This is a genomic window from Pseudoalteromonas sp. T1lg21 (assembly GCF_002964625.1).
Lineage (GTDB): Bacteria > Pseudomonadota > Gammaproteobacteria > Enterobacterales > Alteromonadaceae > Pseudoalteromonas > Pseudoalteromonas gelatinilytica.
In genome coordinates this window covers 75,851-93,266 of sequence record NZ_PQBX01000001.1, presented here as the reverse complement: position 1 = coordinate 93,266, position 17,416 = coordinate 75,851, and the positions used below count along the sequence as shown (strand labels likewise).

The window sequence follows — 17,416 nt, the reverse complement described above, 5'->3', positions numbered from 1 at the left end:
TTATACCCTAATTAGCTGGTAAACATTACCGCTGTTAAAATAAAGTCAAAACCTAATACTGCCAATGACGAGTGCACAACGGTCTCTGTTGTCGCTTTACTGATCCCTTCCGAAGTTGGAACACAGTCGTAGCCTTTATAAAGTGCAATCCACGTCACGATCATGGCGAATACAAAACTCTTAATCATGCCGTTCACGATATCTTGTTGAAACGACACCTGCGCTTGCATGATTGACCAGAAGCTTCCTGAGTCAACACCAAGCCAATCAACACCCACTAAATGAGCGCCAATAATAGCAACTGCAGAAAATATTAATGCAAGCAATGGCATACTGATAAAACCAGCCCAAAAACGCGGTGCAATAATGCGTTTAAGTGGATCAATCGCCATCATTTCTAAACTTGATAATTGCTCAGTCGCTTTCATTAAGCCGATTTCAGCGGTAAGTGCACTGCCCGCGCGGCCTGCAAACAGTAATGCGGTTACTACAGGGCCTAACTCACGTAACAAGCTCAATGCCACTAAGGGACCTAAGCTGTCTTCTGCACCATAACCGACCAGCACGGTATAACCTTGCAAGGCAAGCACCATCCCGATAAACAGACCTGATACCATAATGATTAAAAGAGATTGAGAGCCCACCATATATAATTGGCGAATTAGTAAAGGTGTGCCTTTTTTGAAGTTTGGCATATTCACTAATGCACCAAACAACATTTGAGTAGACCGACCAAGCGCTGCAAAGCGCCCTAGTGTCTTGTGACCTAACTTCTGAAATAGATCAAGCATTGTGCACTCCTAGTAATTCATCATCGTACGCAGGAGCTGGGAAATGGAATGGTACAGGACCATCCGATAAACCATTTAAGAATTGTTGAACAAGTTCAGATTCATGGTTTTGCATTTGTTCTGGTGAACCTTCGCCAATCACCCCTTGATCAGCAATAATAATAACGTGATCAGCAATACTCATCACCTCAGTAACATCATGGGTCACGATAAGTGATGATAAACCTAACACTTCATTCAGTGATTTAATCAGCTTAACCAGCACACCCATTGAGATAGGATCTTGGCCCGCAAAAGGTTCATCATACATGATAAGTTCTGGGTCGAGGGCAATTGAACGTGCCAATGCTGCACGGCGAGCCATACCACCTGAAAGCTCAGACGGCATCAAATCTTGTGCACCACGTAAACCGACAGCCTGCAATTTCATTAAAACGACAAGACGAATTAAATCTTCGCTAAGTTGAGTATGTTCGCGCAAAGGAAAAGCGATATTGTCAAACACTGACATATCGGTAAATAACGCGCCACTTTGAAACAGCATACTCATTTTCGTGCGGGCAGCATAAAGTTCCTTGCGAGTCATGCTAGGAATGCTGTTGCCTTCAAATAAAATGTCACCAGAATCAGGCTTAAGCTGACCGCCAATTAAGCGCAACATGGTGGTTTTACCAATGCCGCTCGGTCCCATGATAGCGGTAATCTTGCCTTTCGGAATGTTAAAACTCATATTTTTATATATGATTCTATCGCCCCGTGAAAAGGTTACATCCTTGATTTCTACTATTGATTGCGACAAGTCGCTCTCCATAACGTTTTTCACTAGTTTTGCCATTTTAAGGGTTTTTTAGTCAAGATGGAAAAAACAAATCGTAAAATTTTGTAATATTTCCTTTCAATAAATTCTAAAGCTAGCTGCAAAGAACTTAACCACCGCTGAAATTTAGTTTCCTCATGACAATGGCTTTATGCTCGCCAGCTCATTCTTTTACTTATACTTTCATGCTCGCTTTTGTTACTATTTGCAGTCATCTGTATAAGTAATGTTGGCGTATCACAATGGTGACTTCTTTTGTCATTTTAATTATTGGTTTTGCAGCGCTCGTTTGGAGTGCTGATCGGTTTGTATATGGGGCGGCTGCACTCGCAAAAAATATGGGGATCCCCACCCTAATCATTGGTTTAACCGTTGTTGCTATGGGTTCATCAGCCCCTGAAATGATGGTGTCTGCATCTGCGGCACTTGCCAATAAAACAGATACCGCTGTTGGTAATGCGGTTGGTTCTAACATTACTAATATCTTACTTGTACTTGGCGTCACAGCCTTACTGCGTCCTCTTTCTGTGTCATCAATGACATTAAAACGCGAAATGCCATTAGTGCTGTTAATCTCAGTAGCCGCTTGGTATGTATTCTCAGACAACTACTTCTCATTCGCTGAGGGCATCGCCTTAATGCTTGCGTTTGTGGTGTTTATAGCAGGCCTAGTTATTATTTCTCTGCGTGCCAAAAATCAAGATGACCCCTTTGTTAGCGAAGCATGTGAAGATGTGCCAGACAACGTGAGTACTAAATCTGCCGTGTTTTGGTTAGTCATCGGGATGATTTTATTGCCAATCAGTTCACATTTTTTAGTTGAATCAGCCGTTGATATCGCAAAATACTTTGGCTTATCAGACCTAGTCATTGGTTTAACCATTATTGCTATTGGTACCAGCTTACCTGAGCTGGCAGCCTGTATTGCAGGGGTATTAAAGAACGAAGACGATTTAGCGCTTGGCAACATCGTTGGCTCAAACATATTTAACTTACTCGCCGTATTACCTCTTGCGGGTATTATCAACCCATCAATTATTGACCCTTCTGCGGCAAACCGCGATGCACTGATCATGATTGCAGCAACGATTGTATTGATTGCCATGTCATTGAACTTTAAAGGTGCTCGCCGTATCAATAGAGTAGAAGGTGGCTTATTGTTAGTCGCATTTATTGCATATCAGGGCTATATTTTTAGCCAAATAGGATAATCAATGACACAACCTAGCTTTATCGCGCAGGGTAAGCGCGTACTCGAAATTGAAGCACAAGCTTTACAAGAAATTGAGCAATACATTAACCAAGATTTCGATAATGCTTGCCAGCTAATGTACCAATGCACTGGTCGTACTATCGTTATAGGTATGGGTAAATCTGGCCATGTTGGTAATAAAATTGCGGCGACCCTTGCTAGCACCGGCACACCGGCGTTTTTTGTTCACCCAGGTGAAGCAAGCCACGGTGATTTAGGTATGATCACTCGCGATGATGTGGTGATGTGTATTTCAAACTCAGGTGAGACCAGCGAAGTACTTAGCATTATTCCTGTTATTAAGCGCATTGGCGCAAAGATGATTTCATTAACAGGCAACCCTGATTCAACTATGGCCAAACTGTCTGATGTACATGTATGCATCAAAGTTAGCCAAGAAGCGTGTCCATTAGGTCTAGCACCAACCGCAAGTACTACAGCAACGTTAGTAATGGGTGATGCAATGGCGGTTGCGCTACTTGAAACCCGTGGTTTCACTGCCGACGATTTTGCGCTTTCACACCCTGGTGGTAGCTTAGGTAAGCGTTTATTACTGACATTGAATGATGTCATGCACGCGGGCGATGCCACGCCGATTGTTAGCGAAACACAAAGCATTAAAGATGCACTCATTGAAATGTCTGCCAAAGGCCTTGGTATGACAGCGGTGATTGGTGCGGATGAAAAGTTAGCCGGATTATTCACTGATGGTGACTTACGCCGAATTTTAGAGCAACGTATTGATATTCATAGTACGGCAATTAGCCAAGTAATGACTCGTTCATGCACAACTGCGCGCCCAGATATGCTTGCAGCAGAGGCTTTAAACATTATGGAACGTAAGCGTATCAATGGTTTAATTGTGGTGGATCAAAGCAATACGCCCATTGGTGCCCTTAATATGCAAGACTTATTAAAAGCAGGAGTTCTTTAAGCAATGACATTCGCTGAGCTATACCAGCCACTTAGCCCTGATGTAAGTCAGCGCGCACAAAAAGTAAAATTGCTAATCTGCGATATAGATGGTGTGTTTTCTGATGGTCGCATTTATTTAGGCAATGATGGCGAAGAACTGAAAGCGTTCAATACAAAAGATGGCTTTGGCATCAAAGCGCTTATTAATAGTGGTTTTGACGTCGCGGTGATTACTGGCCGCCATTCACAAATAGTTCAGCAGCGAATGACTAGCCTAACAGTTCAGCACATTTATCAGGGACAAGAAGATAAGCTGATTGCTTATCAAGAGTTAAAAGATAAACTGGCGCTGACAGATGAACAAATTGCCTATATTGGTGATGATGGTCCAGACTTACCAGTAATGGAAAAAGTGGGGTTTGCTGTTGCTGTAAACGATGCACACCCGCTTATTAAAAAGCTGGCTCATTACACCACGTTATTACCGGGTGGCTTTGGAGCCGTGCGTGAATTAACTGATTTACTGATGTTAGAAAACGGCAAGCCGTTAACTAGCGATGGAACCAGCGCATGAATATAGCCCGTATTTTACTGAGTATTGTTTTTGTTTGTTGCATGGTGTGGTTATGGTACCCGTACTTTAATCAATCAACAGACGCAATAAGTAGTGAAGATGAGATCATAGCATCGCCTGATTATACAGCCGTTGCCTTAAAGCAAACTGCGTATGACGAACAAGGCAAAATTAGTCATAAGGTGGCGGCCGCCAAAATGGAGTTGTATCAACAATTAGGGTTTACCTTTTTTGAACAACCAATTTTTACGATTTATGGCGACCAGCAGGTATGGCAAGTAAAAGCCAAAGAAGCCACTTTATACGAAAACGATCAGCTGATTTTTGAAGGGGATGTGGTTGCTAAAAACTTAACCCACAACGGCATGATCGAAGATATTAAAGCTGAAAACATTAATGTCGACATTGATAAAATGACCATGTTTTCTAAGCAACCTGTGACGCTAACAGGACCGAATTTAAAGATTACCGGGAAAGGCTTAAAAGCCGATCTAAAAACCGAAATTGTTGAGTTAACTAACCATACACGAACCATATACTATGACCAATAAACTTAAGAAACTACTCCTGATCCCAAGCTTATTGATCGCGTTTTCAGGCGCGGCTGCTGAGCAAACTGGCGCACAAATTAGCATTAGCTCAGACCGCCAAGTTGGTAAACTAAAAGATGGCGTTGGCATATTCGAAGGTAACGTAGAGATCGTGCATGGTAATCGTCGTATTACAGCTGAGCGTCTTGAAGCACACGGTGGAGACACCGAAGGCACTGTCGAATTAATTATCGCGACAGGTAATCCTGCTTATTTCGAAGAAAAGCAAGCTGATGGCACCGTAATGAGCGCCAGTGCACAAGAAGTACGTTACGATGTTGCGAAACGCTTCTTAACACTCAATGGCGAAGCTGAAGTCACTCAATCGGGTCAAAAAGTAACGGCCAAAAGCATTACCTACGATATGGCTCAACAGCTGATCAGCGCAGAAAAAGACGAAAACTCAACAGATCGCGTACACACGATCCTCGTTCCAGTTGAAAACAAAAAAGATAACAAAGGCCAACCATGAGCACATTAAAAGCAGAGCTTTTAGCTAAGAGCTACAAAGGCCGCCAAGTGGTTAAAAATGTAGGCCTTGAAGTTGAAGCTGGCAGCATTGTTGGTTTACTTGGTCCAAATGGCGCAGGTAAAACGACAACCTTCTATATGATTGTAGGCTTAGTACCTAGCGACAAAGGTAAAATCAGCATTGATGATAACGACATTACGCTTTTACCAATGCATAGCCGCGCACGTTTAGGTATTGGTTATCTGCCGCAAGAGTCGTCAATTTTTAGAAAGTTGACGGTTTATCAAAACTTGATGGCAATTTTAGAAACCCGTAAAGATCTAAATAAAACCACCCGCGAAGAAACGCTAAACAGCTTACTCGACGAATTTAGCATTCAACATATCCGTGACAGCCAAGGTATGGCGCTGTCAGGTGGCGAACGTCGCCGCGTTGAAATTGCTCGCGCATTAGCCGCAAATCCTAAATTTATCCTTTTAGATGAGCCTTTTGCTGGTGTTGATCCAATTTCAGTGTTAGATATAAAGAAAATTATTGAGCACCTAAAAAACCGCGGTATTGGGGTACTCATTACTGACCATAATGTTAGAGAAACCCTTGATGTTTGTGAAAAAGCCTACATTGTTTCTCATGGGGAGCTAATTGCATCAGGCACACCTGAGCACGTATTAGCTGACCAAACTGTACGTGATGTATATCTAGGCGAGCAATTCAGGCTGTAACCATTACGCCACCGACTAGAGCATCTGCTAGACTTATAACAATGACAATAAATCGATAATTTTTTAACTGTCACAGCACAGTCATCGATAACTTAAAAAGGATTGTTAGGGATACATGAGGCAATCATTACAGCTGCGCATGGGCCAGCAACTTACAATGACTCCACAACTGCAACAAGCGATTCGTTTGTTGCAGCTCAGTACATTGGATCTCCAGCAAGAAATTCAAGAAGCGCTTGATAGTAATCCCCTACTTGAAGTGGAAGAGGCTGATTACAACGAAGAAAGTATCGGTAAGAATGAGCAAAAAGCTGAATCTGACGATATGCAACTAAGCGCGTCTGCAGAAGAAGCACCTAGCGAATACGAGCAAGAAAGCAGTGACGCCCTCAATAAAGACACCGTAAGTGATGACTTAGCAATGGACGTCACGTGGGACGAGTACATGAGTGCTGCCCCATCAACATCATCAGGACCTATGCCTGAAGATGAGTCTATTTACCAAGGCGCATCAACTGAAACCCTACAAGAATACCTAATGTGGCAATTACAGCTCACGCCATTTAGCCCAACTGACGAAGCGATTGCCGTAGCCATAGTAGAAGCCATAGACGACTCAGGTATTTTAACGATCAGCTGTGAAGATATTGTCGAAAGCTTTAATCAAAATAACGATGAAGAAGAAATCGAACTTGATGAAGTTGAAGCGGTCTTAAAAAGAATACAATTATTCGATCCTGTTGGTATTGGCGCGCGCAGTTTACAAGAATGCCTGTGTATTCAGCTTCGTCAATTTGACGCTAGCACACCATATTTAGCTGAAACTAAAATGGTTTTATCTGAGCATATCGAATTATTAGCGAGTCGCGACTATCGCACTTTGATGAAAAAGACTAAGCTTAAAGAAAATGAGCTTAAAGAAGTGATGACGCTTATTCACAGCTTAAATCCTAAGCCTGCGGATAGCATAGTACGCGAAGAATCTGAGTACGTTATACCTGATGTATCAGTGAAAAAAGTAAAAGGTCGCTGGGTGGTTGAGTTAAACCCAGATTGTATGCCAAAGATTAGAGTAAACAGCCAATATGCGGCTATGTCTCGCTCAGTAAAATCGAGTAGCGACAGCCAATTTATTCGCTCTCACTTACAAGAGGCAAAGTGGTTTATTAAGAGCTTAGAAAGCCGTAACGATACGTTATTAAAAGTAACCAACTGTATCGTTCAACAACAACAAGCTTTCTTTGAGCACGGCCCTGAAGCGATGAAGCCGATGGTGCTAAATGATGTTGCTGAAATGGTCGAAATGCATGAATCGACAATTTCACGTGTAACAACGCAAAAATATATGCATACCCCGAGGGGTATTTTTGAGTTGAAATATTTCTTCTCAAGCCATGTCAGCACCGAAAATGGTGGTGAGTGTTCTTCTACGGCAATACGCGCTTTAATCAAGAAGTTAGTGGCCGCAGAAAACTCAGCTAAACCATTGAGTGATAGTAAAATTGCAGATATATTGGCTGAGCAAGGAATTAAAGTAGCTAGACGTACAATTGCAAAATATCGTGAGTCTCTAGCAATACCTCCGTCTAATCAGCGCAAGAGTTTGATTTAGACGTTTTACATAGAAGGAAAAATGCTTATGCAACTAAATTTAACTGGTCGTCATGTAGAAATCACTGATTCATTAAGAGACTATGTAAACACCAAGTTTGCGAAACTAGAAAGGCATTTTGACCATATAAATAATGTTCATGTCATTCTAGATGTAGAAAAATTAAGCCAAAAAGCAGAAGCAACTTTACATGTAAACGGAGGCGAATTGTTCGCTTCGACAGAACATCAAGATATGTACGCAGCCATTGACTCACTGATCGATAAGCTTGATCGCCAAGTCATTAAACACAAAGAGAAATTAGCTCGACATTAAATTATGAAACTAAGTTCACTTACTAACCAGGACTGCAGCAAAGCTGCGGTCCTTTTTAATAGCAAAAAAAGAATTCTTGAATATATCAGCGAACTGGCCCACCAGCAGCTTCCTCATTTATCGCAACAAGATATCCTAGATGCTTTGCTCAACCGAGAAAAACTAGGCAGCACCGGCATCGGTCGCGGTATTGCTATTCCCCATGGTCGAATGAGCGGTGCCGATGAACCCCATGCGTTTATCATAGTGAGTGAATCACCCATCAATTTTGATGCTATTGATAACCGCCCGGTTGATATATTTGTGGCACTCATCGTACCAGATGGTGACTGTCAGCTTCACCTAAAGACCTTATCAACAATTGCTGATAGACTTAAAGATAAAGAATTTTGTAAACAGTTACGCAGTGCTACAACCGATCAGCAACTGTTTCAGGTCATATCAGCAGAGGCATAAATGGAATTAATCATTATCAGCGGTCGCTCAGGCTCAGGTAAATCGGTCGCTTTACGAGTACTTGAAGACTTAGGCTATTATTGCGTTGATAATATTCCAGTGAATTTGCTGCCTTCACTCGTACGTAGCGTATCTGATAATTACGATAAAATAGCAGTCAGTATCGACGTACGTAACTTACCGAAAGAGCAGCAAGAATTTAACGATATTCTTGAATACCTACCAGGGTTTGCAAACCCAACGCTATTTTACTTAGATAGTGATGATCAAACCCTGATAAAGCGCTTTTCAGAAACACGCCGCTTACATCCATTATCGATTGATTCTTTGCCACTCGATCTTGCTATTAAACAAGAAAAAATCTTGCTCGATGTACTGATCACTCGTGCTGATTTTATGATTGATACCACTGATTTGAGTGTTCATCAGTTAGCTGAATCAATTCGCGAAAAGATCTTAGGTAAAAAAGATAAAAAGCTGATTATCACCTTTATGTCGTTTGGCTTTAAGCACGGTATACCAAAAGAAGCTGACTACGTATTTGATGCACGCTTTTTACCTAATCCACACTGGGAGCCAGATTTAAAGCCGCTAACAGGCCTTGATCAACCAGTAAAAGATTATCTTGCGAGCCACAGCATAGTGCAAAAGTTCACATGGCAAATACAGACCTTTGTGCAAACATGGTTGCCACATTTAGAGCGCAATAACCGCAGTTACCTAACTATTGCAATTGGTTGTACCGGTGGCCAACACCGCTCTGTTTATTTAGCGCAAACAATTGGTGAAAGCTTTGCGAAAAGCCATGCCAATGTAAAAATTCGTCACCGTGAACAAGACATTTAATTAGGCACCTAGAATGCACGCTGAAGATACTTTTTTAATTCAAAATAAACTTGGTTTACATGCTCGTGCTGCCACTGTTTTGGCGCAATTAGCGCTGCAATTTGATGCCAAAATTACGCTTTATCAAGACGATAAAGAAGCCGAAGGCGACAGCGTGTTAGCGTTAATGCTACTTGAAAGCAGCCAAGGTAAAGAAGTTCGCGTTGTATGCGAAGGCCCGGATGCTGATGCCGCATTAACGGCAATTGGCGAATTAATTGCGCAACGCTTTCACGAGCAAGAATAGCATTTGCTAAGCCTTCGGGGTTTACGGTAAACTTAATTCGGATATTTAAAATTCCCTTTAAATATCCTACTTTTATATCGCTCGCTTCTCTAAATTACAAAACTCTTAATAAATTTATCGCAGTGCGACGATATCTCTGCAAATACACCACAAAGCAACTATGCTGTATTTGCTTAGCCTATTTAAACTTTTTTCAGTTGTAAGGACGCCAATGCCAGAAGCCTTTGAACAAGATTACCCACTACAACAACTCAAACAAGTGACCAAGTCACTCAATAGTGGTCAATTTGTTCAAGTGCGCGGTATGTTAGCTAAAACGGCGCCTTGTGATACAGCCCTTTTACTTGAATCTTCTCCTCATAAAATTCGTCGTATGCTTTGGCAACTGGTTGACCCAGATGTCCGCGGTGATGTTCTAGAAGAACTGTCTGAAGATGTACGTCTTGGCATTATTGCCCAGATGGAGCCTGAGCACATCGCTGCAGCTACAGAAGACATGGACGACGATGACTTAGGTGAAGTCCTACGTAGTCTTCCTGATACTGTATACCAAGACGTAGTTAGCGCGATGGACTCGCAAGATAGAGAAAGGGCAACGCAAGCACTTTCTTATCAAGAGCGCTCAGCTGGTGCCTTGATGAACAGCGATACGGTCACCATTCGTCCAGATGTTACCCTCGATGTAGTACTACGCTATTTACGCTTAAGGGGCGAATTACCAGAGGGCACTGATGATCTGTACGTGGTAGATAAGCATAATTGCTTTTTAGGGGCGCTCTCGTTAACCACCCTACTCACTAATTCATCCGATAAAATTGTCAGAGACTTAATGGATGAAGATTGTGAGTCAATTCCAATTTCGATGGATGAAAGTGATGTCGCGCAACTGTTCGAACGACACAACTGGATTTCAGCCCCTGTTGTTGATGATAACGCCCACTTGCTTGGTCGTATTACCATCGATGATATCGTTGACGTAATCCGTGAAGATGCAGAGCACAGCATGCTAAGCCTCGCGGGTCTAGACGACGAAGAAGATACCTTTGCGCCAGTACTAAAAAGTTCGCAGCGTCGCTCTATTTGGCTTGGTGTTAACTTATTAACCGCATTGCTAGCAGCCATTGTGGCAAGCTTTTTTGAAAACACCTTAGCAATTTTACCTATTTTGGCGGTGCTAAACGGTATCGTCCCTTCAATGGGAGGTGTTGCGGGCAGCCAAACCCTGACACTGGTTATTCGTGGTATAGCCGTAGGTCATATCAACCAAACTAACCAACGCTTCTTACTACTTAAAGAGCTAGCAATTGGTGCGCTTAATGGTGTTATTTGGTCAGTCTTAATTGCTGGCGTGGTTGCTCTATGGCAATGGGACTTTAAGCTCGGTGCGGTCTTAGCGTTTGCAATGTTTATGAACCTTGTCGCTGCCGGTATTGCAGGTGCGAGTATTCCGCTAATCCTCAAAAAAATGAAAATAGACCCAGCCCTTGCAGGGAGCGTGGTGCTGACAACCGTCACTGATATTGTTGGTATCTTTGCCTTTTTAGGCACCGCGACTTGGTTATTGATCTAATACCAATTCGCAATAATACTTAATTAAGCGAATTGGTATAAATAAAAACGGCCCTTTAAGGGCCGTATTTGTTTCTATTTACTTTGCGCGCTGCTTATTTTTACCCACTCTAGGTTTCGTATTGGCCTTTTTAAATTGGCTAAACCCGGTGTGACGCGTCAGTGCCGCACGGCCTTTTCCACCTTTCCCCTGCGCCGCTTTTTCATTACGGCCTTCTTCAGGTACCAAGCAGTTTGGCCCTTTACCAATGAGGTTTGCTTTGCCCATCTTTTTCAGCGCTTCGCGGATCATCGGCCAGCCAGCTGGATCGTGGTAGCGTAAAATCGCTTTATGTAAGCGACGCTGACGCGCACCTTTTGGTACTGGCACTTGTTCAGTATTGTTTTTAATATTGCGCAACGAGTTCATCTCTGTGTGATAAATCGTTGTTGCATTAGCCATCGGCGATGGATAAAAGTTTTGTACTTGATCAAGTTTAAAGTCATGAGCCTTTAGCCACAGCGCCATGTTCACCATGTCTTCGTCTTTTGTTCCTGGGTGAGCAGAAATAAAATACGGGATCAAATACTGCTTTTTACCCGCTTCTTTTGAGTATTTATCAAATAGCTCTTTAAACTTATCGTAAGCACCCATGCCCGGCTTCATCATCTTAGATAATGGTCCATCTTCAGTATGCTCAGGGGCAATTTTTAAGTACCCGCCTACGTGATGGGTAACCAACTCTTTAACGTAGCGTGGATCTTCAACGGCTAAGTCATAGCGTACGCCAGACGCGATCAAAATTTTCTTCACACCTTTTACATCACGGGCTTTTTTATAAAGCTCAATGGTTGGAGTGTGATCCGTGTCCATATGCTTACAGATATCAGGATAAACACATGATAAACGACGACACGTGCTCTCTGCCTTTTTGCTCTTACAGCGTAACTTATACATATTCGCTGTCGGTCCGCCTAAGTCAGAGATAACACCTGTAAATCCCGGCACCTTGTCACGAATTTGCTCAATTTCATCAATAATTGATTGCTCAGAACGGCTTTGAATAATGCGTCCTTCGTGTTCTGTAATCGAACAGAAAGAACAACCACCAAAGCAACCACGCATGATGTTCACCGAGGTTTTAATCATTTCATAGGCTGGGATTTTTTCATCACCGTAACTTGGGTGCGGAATGCGCTGATAAGGCAAACCAAATACGCCATCCATTTCTTCGGTTTCAAGTGGAAATGCTGGCGGGTTAACCCAAATAGAACGGTCGCCATGACGTTGAAATAACGCACGTGCACAACCTGGGTTTGTTTCTTGGTGCAAAATACGCGAGGCATGAGCATAAAGCGGTTTATTCACGCTTACTTGCTCATACGCTGGTAGCTTAACGTAGGTCTTTTCCCAAGGCTTAGGGCGCGCAGGCTGAATAGTGATTGGCTTAGCCGCCTCAGCACTTAAATCGATTCCCGCTTGTTTAAATTCAGACTTACTACAACCCACATCATCTGCGCCATATGGGTTTGGAATTGGATCAATCTTACCGATTTTATCGATAGCAGTTGAGTCACTACCACGCCACCCCGGTAATGGCTCCTTACGAATAACCGCGGTACCACGAATATCTTGGATTGTCTCAACCGACTCACCCGCAGCAATACGATGAGCGACTTCAACAAGTGGGCGCTCAGCGTTTCCGTAAATTAAAATGTCAGCTTTGGCATCAAACAACACACTACGGCGTACTTTTTCTTGCCAATAATCATAATGAGCAATACGGCGTAAACTCGCCTCAATTCCACCAATAATCAGCGGCACATCTTTATAAGCTTCACGACAGCGTTGGCTATATACAACCACCGCACGGTCTGGACGTTTACCACCTATATTACCCGGTGTGTACGCATCATCATGACGCATACGCTTTTCAGCAGTATAACGGTTGATCATCGAGTCCATATTACCCGCTGTAACACCAAAGAATAAGTTAGGCTTGCCTAACGCCATAAAGGCATCTTTTGAGTTCCAATCAGGCTGCGCAATAATACCCACACGAAAACCCTGCGACTCAAGCATACGTCCAATCACAGCCATACCAAAACTTGGGTGGTCAACATACGCATCACCACTAACAATGATCACGTCACAGCTATCCCAACCTAACGCGTCCATTTCTGCACGAGTGGTTGGTAAAAATGGCGCCGTGCCATAGCATTCAGCCCAATACTTAGGGTAAGAAAACAGGCCTCGCTCGGCTTTTAATGCGCTCATAAAGTGTACTCTGCTAACAAAAGGGGCGAATTATACCTCAGTCTTATAGATTATTATAGAAAACAAAACGCCCTACATATTGAAGGGCGCTGTTTAATTAGTATGCTTTTGTCCAAACTAGCTATTGCTTAGCTTGCAGGTAGGTAATTAACTCTTTTTCTGGCATAGGCTTAGCGTACATAAAGCCTTGCACTTCATCACAGCCAAGCTGAGCTAAATAATCTGCTTGCGCTTGGGTTTCGACTCCTTCAGCAATGGTTTTTAAACCTAACCTTGCACCAAGAGAAATAATTAATGCGGCAATCGCCTGACAATCTTGACCCGGTAAGTCTTTAATGAAGGCACGATCAATTTTGAGTCTGTCTAATGGCAGTTTTTGCAAGTAACTCAATGATGAGAAGCCGGTACCAAAGTCATCAATCGCAATCTCGATACCAAACTCTTTGAGCTCTTTTAAAGTTGTGATCACATTCGTAAGCTCATCCATAACCACGCTTTCGGTTACTTCAAGTTCAATATACTGCGGTTCTACATCGTATTTAATAAGCGTGTCTTTTACTTGCTGAGCATAGCCTTTAACTTTAAATTGTGGCACTGAGACGTTTACTGCAATGCTAATTGCAAATCCCATCGCTTCTAGGCGTTTTTGCTGCATACATGCTTGCTCTAGCACCCATTGACCAATTTCAACAATTAAACCAGCATCTTCGGCCATAGGAACGAAAATCGCCGGAGAAATATACTGACCATTTCCTGAGGGCCAACGCAGCAGCGCTTCACAACCTATAATTTCGAGGGTATTTAAATCAAGTTGCGGTTGAAACCACACTTCTAATTTACGTTGCTCAAAATCTTGGCGAAGCTGCCTGATGATCCCCAAACGCCATGCCATCTGCTCTTCCATATCTGGGGTATACGTCACCACCATTTCAGAAGATTGTTTTTTAGCTTGGTTTAACGCAATGTAACCGAGTTTTAAGGTCTCGATCCCGGCTTGTTGGAAATCACCTTGGTAACATAAACCGATTTTAAAGTTGATTGGTAAAATGTGTTCACCAGCATTGAACGGTAAACTTAAATGTTCACGAAGTAACTCAACGTCACATTCGTGAACAGGTAACAACAACCCGAACACGTCGGCACCAATGCGCGAAAGCAGCTCTGCATTTGGGTATTCTTGTTGCAGCCTATCAACAATGGCATTAAGTAATAAGTTACCAATTTCTTGGCCTAAGCCATTGTTAATATCTGAGAATTGCGCAACATCAATTAGTAAAAATACAAAGTCGCTTTTACCCGGCTGATAGTAACGCTCTACTTTGTTCATAAAGTCATTACGATTTGATAAGCCAGTTAAAATATCTTTATATGCAGCATCACGCAAACGGTTGAACAACCTAACATTATCAAGACCAACACTCACATTAGTTAAAAAGATTTCTGCAAATTGTAGTTGCGTAGGACTTGGCGTGTGCTCTGTTTCTATGTAAATCGCTGCTTGGCGATTTTTGCTTTTTAATAAATAGGTACTGTCTACATCAGTATGCTGATGATCGCCTTGGGCTAGGCAATTATTCACTTGCATGATGATACGACCATCATCAAGTTGCTCAATCCCTTGGCCTATAAACTCATTGTATTCAGCGCAGCCGCCTAATACATAAACTTGGTTGTCATCTTCGATTGAGCCACACAGTAACCCCTGCGGTTCGCAATCTAAAATAATTGAGAGCTGTTTAATAACCGCCATCGAAAAAGCTTTAATATCAGTAAAACCCAGGATGGCTTTTGATGCATACAAAATATTATTTAAAGCACGGCTTTGAAATTCGAGCTGACAGACTTGCTCATAAGAGCGAATAGCCGTTACAAGAGCGGTGATAAGCTTACTACGTGTTAGTTCTGTTTTTGTTTTGTAGTCGTTGATATCGTATTCGCGGATCACTTTCTCTTCAGGTGCATAGCCTGGTTGTCCGGTACGTAAAATAATACGTACATTGTGATTATTGAGGCACTCTCTAACCTGCTTTACAACTTGCAAGCCGGCATCATCTGACTCCATAACCACATCAAGGAGAATTACCGAAATCGAATGGTCATTTTTAAGTAATTCGAGCGCTTCTGCACCTGAGTAGGCATGGTGGAATCGCAGCCCTTTATCCCAAAACTCAACGCCTGAAAGAGCAAGCTTAGTAACTGAATGTATTTCTGGATCATCATCGACAATTAATACGTCCCAAAAATCAGAGACAGTTTCATCCACTAACTGTTCGTCATCTTGGTCACTAAACAAAAAGTCGTTACTCTCTGATGCCATTAATAATTCCTTAGAGTGATCCCCGTAATACTGTAACTATGGCGCCACTCCATTTTACAGCGATGCTCAAAATTCTATCACTTATTTAACTATGATACATTAGTGATAGCTTATATAGTATCAAACAGATTATAGTCTATGTTACGTATAATGTTATGAAAGTTATAAAACAATTGCCTGAGGTGAGATTATTAAAATACTCATTTTTACCCTAAAAGCGATTTTTATCAGCATTCTGATCTCACTTGTGATTGGACTCATGCTTTCACCGCAATATACCGTTCACAAATCAATTAAAGTGAATGCGAGCAGTGCTGAGGTTGCGAGCCTTGTTGGCGACTTTAATCAATGGCCAAAATGGCAACCATGGCAGGCTGTCGACCCGAGTATTAAATTTACCATTGCAGAACCTAGCCAAGGTGTAGGTGCACATCAATTTTGGCAAAGTAGCTTTGGCGAAGGTGAAATGACCATCACCCAACTCGACAACAGCCAGCTTTCATTTAATATCTTATTTAATAAAGAACACATTGCCCAAGGCACAATTCGCTATTTACCTGAAGGCGATAACGTTAACATTGAGTGTTCATTAAAAGGTGAGGTCAACACCCCTATTATTGGTGGCTACCTTGCTTTACTAAGTCAGTATATTCTCAATAACACAGTAAAACTGGCGCTTAATAACATCAAAACTCATGCGCAGTTAGCAACAACAGGCAAGGACAGTGTGACCGATGACAGTGAAAGCAGCTCAGGCGAGAGTTAATCTTGCTAATATCATAGAAAACCAGCTTGGCTACCCGATTCATAAGGCATCATCGGCTAGGATCAACCATGCGAGTGATGACAGCTATTCAGCACAAGGTCAACAGCAGTTAGCTTATCAAATTAAAGCGCAAGCAAGCCTTTTAGAGCGCGCTCAAACTCGCCAAGAAATTCAATTCATTAAACGCCAAGAAAATATCGAAACCATTATGGCGATGGCCATGGCTTTTTGCCCGGATGTTACAGGACAACAACAACCGGATTTTGATTGGATAGAGCGTTTTATTAGTTTGTGCGAAGACACAGCAAACTCTTCTATGCAAAAGCTATGGGCAAAAATACTCGCAGGTGAAACCGTGTCACCGGGTACCTTTTCAATTAAAAGCTTGCAAACACTTAAGCACATGACTCAGCGCGAAGCAGATGCCCTTCAGCGTTGTACATCACTGTGTGGCTTTAATGAAAAAGATAACAGCCACCTAATTTTACTCGGCTTTTACAAGAAACCATCGCTATTTGATTTGCTTAGAAAAGGTAACAAGGTGTCATTTAACCTAGGGAAAACCCCAGTGAGCTTTCCTGACATTCTTACCCTGATGGATATTAACTTGCTGTATCGAAAAGAAATCGAATCAGCAGTTTTAAAAGCAGGCCAAGAGCTGGTACTGAGCTTTATGAATCAACGCTTGGTTTTAAAAGCAAAAAGCAATGACTTAGTACTCAGTTATTATAAATTTACTCAAACGGGTGACGAGTTAAGAAAGCTAATCGCATCGCCCATAAATAAAGCTTATAAACAGATACTTTCAACATCATTAGAAGATGAATTTGAAGTTAGCTGGCAAACTCTAAAATAAAGC

General features: G+C 42.2%; 18 protein-coding genes. 14 read left to right on the top strand and 4 right to left on the bottom strand.

What is annotated here, in order from left to right; translation table 11 throughout:
- Positions 1–11 precede the first annotated feature (11 nt).
- Together mlaE and C2M25_RS00460 are read right to left on the bottom strand one after the other, a co-directional pair.
- Complete coding sequence (gene mlaE, locus C2M25_RS00465) at positions 12–791, bottom strand: lipid asymmetry maintenance ABC transporter permease subunit MlaE (RefSeq protein ID WP_063702710.1); 780 nt, start codon at positions 789–791, stop codon at positions 12–14.
- Positions 784–1,602, bottom strand: coding sequence for an ATP-binding cassette domain-containing protein (locus C2M25_RS00460; protein WP_105174568.1), 819 nt, complete (start codon positions 1,600–1,602; stop codon positions 784–786). Before C2M25_RS00460 ends, mlaE begins: the two co-directional genes overlap by 8 nt.
- 248 nt (positions 1,603–1,850) lie before the next feature.
- On the opposite strand from C2M25_RS00460, the gene C2M25_RS00455 reads away from it, so the two are divergent.
- From C2M25_RS00455 to mgtE, 12 genes are all read left to right on the top strand, one after another.
- Positions 1,851–2,819, top strand: a complete 969-nt coding sequence (locus tag C2M25_RS00455) for a calcium/sodium antiporter (RefSeq protein ID WP_105180123.1) — start codon at positions 1,851–1,853, stop codon at positions 2,817–2,819.
- A 3-nt stretch (positions 2,820–2,822) separates the two neighbouring features.
- On the top strand, positions 2,823–3,794 hold the full coding sequence (locus C2M25_RS00450) for a KpsF/GutQ family sugar-phosphate isomerase (protein ID WP_105180122.1): 972 nt from the start codon (positions 2,823–2,825) through the stop codon (positions 3,792–3,794).
- A 3-nt stretch (positions 3,795–3,797) separates the two neighbouring features.
- Complete coding sequence (gene kdsC, locus C2M25_RS00445; protein ID WP_063702715.1) at positions 3,798–4,349, top strand: 3-deoxy-manno-octulosonate-8-phosphatase KdsC; 552 nt, start codon at positions 3,798–3,800, stop codon at positions 4,347–4,349.
- Positions 4,346–4,900, top strand: a complete 555-nt coding sequence (gene lptC / locus C2M25_RS00440; protein WP_063702717.1) for an LPS export ABC transporter periplasmic protein LptC — start codon at positions 4,346–4,348, stop codon at positions 4,898–4,900. The genes kdsC and lptC overlap by 4 nt, the downstream gene beginning before the upstream one ends.
- On the top strand, positions 4,890–5,411 hold the full coding sequence (gene lptA, locus C2M25_RS00435) for a lipopolysaccharide transport periplasmic protein LptA (RefSeq protein WP_063702719.1): 522 nt from the start codon (positions 4,890–4,892) through the stop codon (positions 5,409–5,411). Before lptC ends, lptA begins: the two co-directional genes overlap by 11 nt.
- Positions 5,408–6,133, top strand: a complete 726-nt coding sequence (lptB, locus tag C2M25_RS00430; protein ID WP_062566533.1) for an LPS export ABC transporter ATP-binding protein — start codon at positions 5,408–5,410, stop codon at positions 6,131–6,133. The genes lptA and lptB overlap by 4 nt, the downstream gene beginning before the upstream one ends.
- Before the next feature lie 115 nt (positions 6,134–6,248).
- Positions 6,249–7,745: an RNA polymerase factor sigma-54 gene (locus C2M25_RS00425; RefSeq protein ID WP_063702721.1), complete on the top strand. Its 1,497-nt coding sequence runs from the start codon at positions 6,249–6,251 to the stop codon at positions 7,743–7,745.
- 27 nt (positions 7,746–7,772) lie between these two features.
- Positions 7,773–8,060 carry a ribosome hibernation promoting factor gene (hpf, locus tag C2M25_RS00420; protein ID WP_036971325.1) on the top strand — a complete coding sequence of 96 codons (288 nt, stop codon included), beginning with the start codon at positions 7,773–7,775 and terminating at the stop codon, positions 8,058–8,060.
- A gap of 3 nt (positions 8,061–8,063) precedes the next feature.
- Positions 8,064–8,516: a PTS IIA-like nitrogen regulatory protein PtsN gene (gene ptsN / locus C2M25_RS00415; RefSeq protein WP_063702723.1), complete on the top strand. Its 453-nt coding sequence runs from the start codon at positions 8,064–8,066 to the stop codon at positions 8,514–8,516.
- A complete protein-coding gene (rapZ, locus tag C2M25_RS00410; protein ID WP_054561107.1) occupies positions 8,517–9,362 on the top strand; it encodes an RNase adapter RapZ in 846 nt (281 codons plus the stop codon).
- Between the two features lie 13 nt (positions 9,363–9,375).
- Complete coding sequence (locus C2M25_RS00405) at positions 9,376–9,648, top strand: HPr family phosphocarrier protein (protein ID WP_054561108.1); 273 nt, start codon at positions 9,376–9,378, stop codon at positions 9,646–9,648.
- A 211-nt stretch (positions 9,649–9,859) separates the two neighbouring features.
- Positions 9,860–11,218, top strand: coding sequence for a magnesium transporter (gene mgtE, locus C2M25_RS00400; protein WP_105180121.1), 1,359 nt, complete (start codon positions 9,860–9,862; stop codon positions 11,216–11,218).
- 78 nt (positions 11,219–11,296) lie between these two features.
- Here mgtE and C2M25_RS00395 read toward each other — a convergent pair whose 3' ends face one another.
- Together C2M25_RS00395 and C2M25_RS00390 are read right to left on the bottom strand one after the other, a co-directional pair.
- Positions 11,297–13,474, bottom strand: a complete 2,178-nt coding sequence (locus tag C2M25_RS00395; RefSeq protein WP_063702727.1) for a YgiQ family radical SAM protein — start codon at positions 13,472–13,474, stop codon at positions 11,297–11,299.
- A 121-nt stretch (positions 13,475–13,595) separates the two neighbouring features.
- The gene (locus tag C2M25_RS00390; protein WP_105174482.1) at positions 13,596–15,791 is read right to left on the bottom strand and encodes a bifunctional diguanylate cyclase/phosphodiesterase; all 2,196 of its coding nucleotides are present in this window, start codon (positions 15,789–15,791) and stop codon (positions 13,596–13,598) included.
- Positions 15,792–16,050: 259 nt separating this feature from the next.
- On the opposite strand from C2M25_RS00390, the gene C2M25_RS00385 reads away from it, so the two are divergent.
- The gene (locus C2M25_RS00385) at positions 16,051–16,557 is read left to right on the top strand and encodes an SRPBCC family protein (RefSeq protein ID WP_234003507.1); all 507 of its coding nucleotides are present in this window, start codon (positions 16,051–16,053) and stop codon (positions 16,555–16,557) included.
- Positions 16,526–17,413: a TIGR03899 family protein gene (locus tag C2M25_RS00380; RefSeq protein WP_105180119.1), complete on the top strand. Its 888-nt coding sequence runs from the start codon at positions 16,526–16,528 to the stop codon at positions 17,411–17,413. Before C2M25_RS00385 ends, C2M25_RS00380 begins: the two co-directional genes overlap by 32 nt.
- Positions 17,414–17,416: the final 3 nt, after the last annotated feature.

What these genes read in the sequence shown, in the direction of transcription:
- hpf (WP_036971325.1), top strand. Translation starts at nt 7,773, where the DNA reads ATGCAACTAAATTTAACTGGTCGTCATGTAGAAATCACTGATTCATTA.
- C2M25_RS00385 (WP_234003507.1), top strand. Translation starts at nt 16,051, where the DNA reads ATGCTTTCACCGCAATATACCGTTCACAAATCAATTAAAGTGAATGCG.
- C2M25_RS00390 (WP_105174482.1), bottom strand. Translation starts at nt 15,791, where the DNA reads ATGGCATCAGAGAGTAACGACTTTTTGTTTAGTGACCAAGATGACGAA.
- ptsN (WP_063702723.1), top strand. Translation starts at nt 8,064, where the DNA reads ATGAAACTAAGTTCACTTACTAACCAGGACTGCAGCAAAGCTGCGGTC.
- mlaE (WP_063702710.1), bottom strand. Translation starts at nt 791, where the DNA reads ATGCTTGATCTATTTCAGAAGTTAGGTCACAAGACACTAGGGCGCTTT.
- mgtE (WP_105180121.1), top strand. Translation starts at nt 9,860, where the DNA reads ATGCCAGAAGCCTTTGAACAAGATTACCCACTACAACAACTCAAACAA.
- kdsC (WP_063702715.1), top strand. Translation starts at nt 3,798, where the DNA reads ATGACATTCGCTGAGCTATACCAGCCACTTAGCCCTGATGTAAGTCAG.
- C2M25_RS00395 (WP_063702727.1), bottom strand. Translation starts at nt 13,474, where the DNA reads ATGAGCGCATTAAAAGCCGAGCGAGGCCTGTTTTCTTACCCTAAGTAT.
- lptB (WP_062566533.1), top strand. Translation starts at nt 5,408, where the DNA reads ATGAGCACATTAAAAGCAGAGCTTTTAGCTAAGAGCTACAAAGGCCGC.
- lptC (WP_063702717.1), top strand. Translation starts at nt 4,346, where the DNA reads ATGAATATAGCCCGTATTTTACTGAGTATTGTTTTTGTTTGTTGCATG.
- C2M25_RS00450 (WP_105180122.1), top strand. Translation starts at nt 2,823, where the DNA reads ATGACACAACCTAGCTTTATCGCGCAGGGTAAGCGCGTACTCGAAATT.
- C2M25_RS00460 (WP_105174568.1), bottom strand. Translation starts at nt 1,602, where the DNA reads ATGGAGAGCGACTTGTCGCAATCAATAGTAGAAATCAAGGATGTAACC.
- rapZ (WP_054561107.1), top strand. Translation starts at nt 8,517, where the DNA reads ATGGAATTAATCATTATCAGCGGTCGCTCAGGCTCAGGTAAATCGGTC.
- C2M25_RS00380 (WP_105180119.1), top strand. Translation starts at nt 16,526, where the DNA reads ATGACAGTGAAAGCAGCTCAGGCGAGAGTTAATCTTGCTAATATCATA.
- C2M25_RS00405 (WP_054561108.1), top strand. Translation starts at nt 9,376, where the DNA reads ATGCACGCTGAAGATACTTTTTTAATTCAAAATAAACTTGGTTTACAT.
- C2M25_RS00425 (WP_063702721.1), top strand. Translation starts at nt 6,249, where the DNA reads ATGAGGCAATCATTACAGCTGCGCATGGGCCAGCAACTTACAATGACT.
- lptA (WP_063702719.1), top strand. Translation starts at nt 4,890, where the DNA reads ATGACCAATAAACTTAAGAAACTACTCCTGATCCCAAGCTTATTGATC.
- C2M25_RS00455 (WP_105180123.1), top strand. Translation starts at nt 1,851, where the DNA reads ATGGTGACTTCTTTTGTCATTTTAATTATTGGTTTTGCAGCGCTCGTT.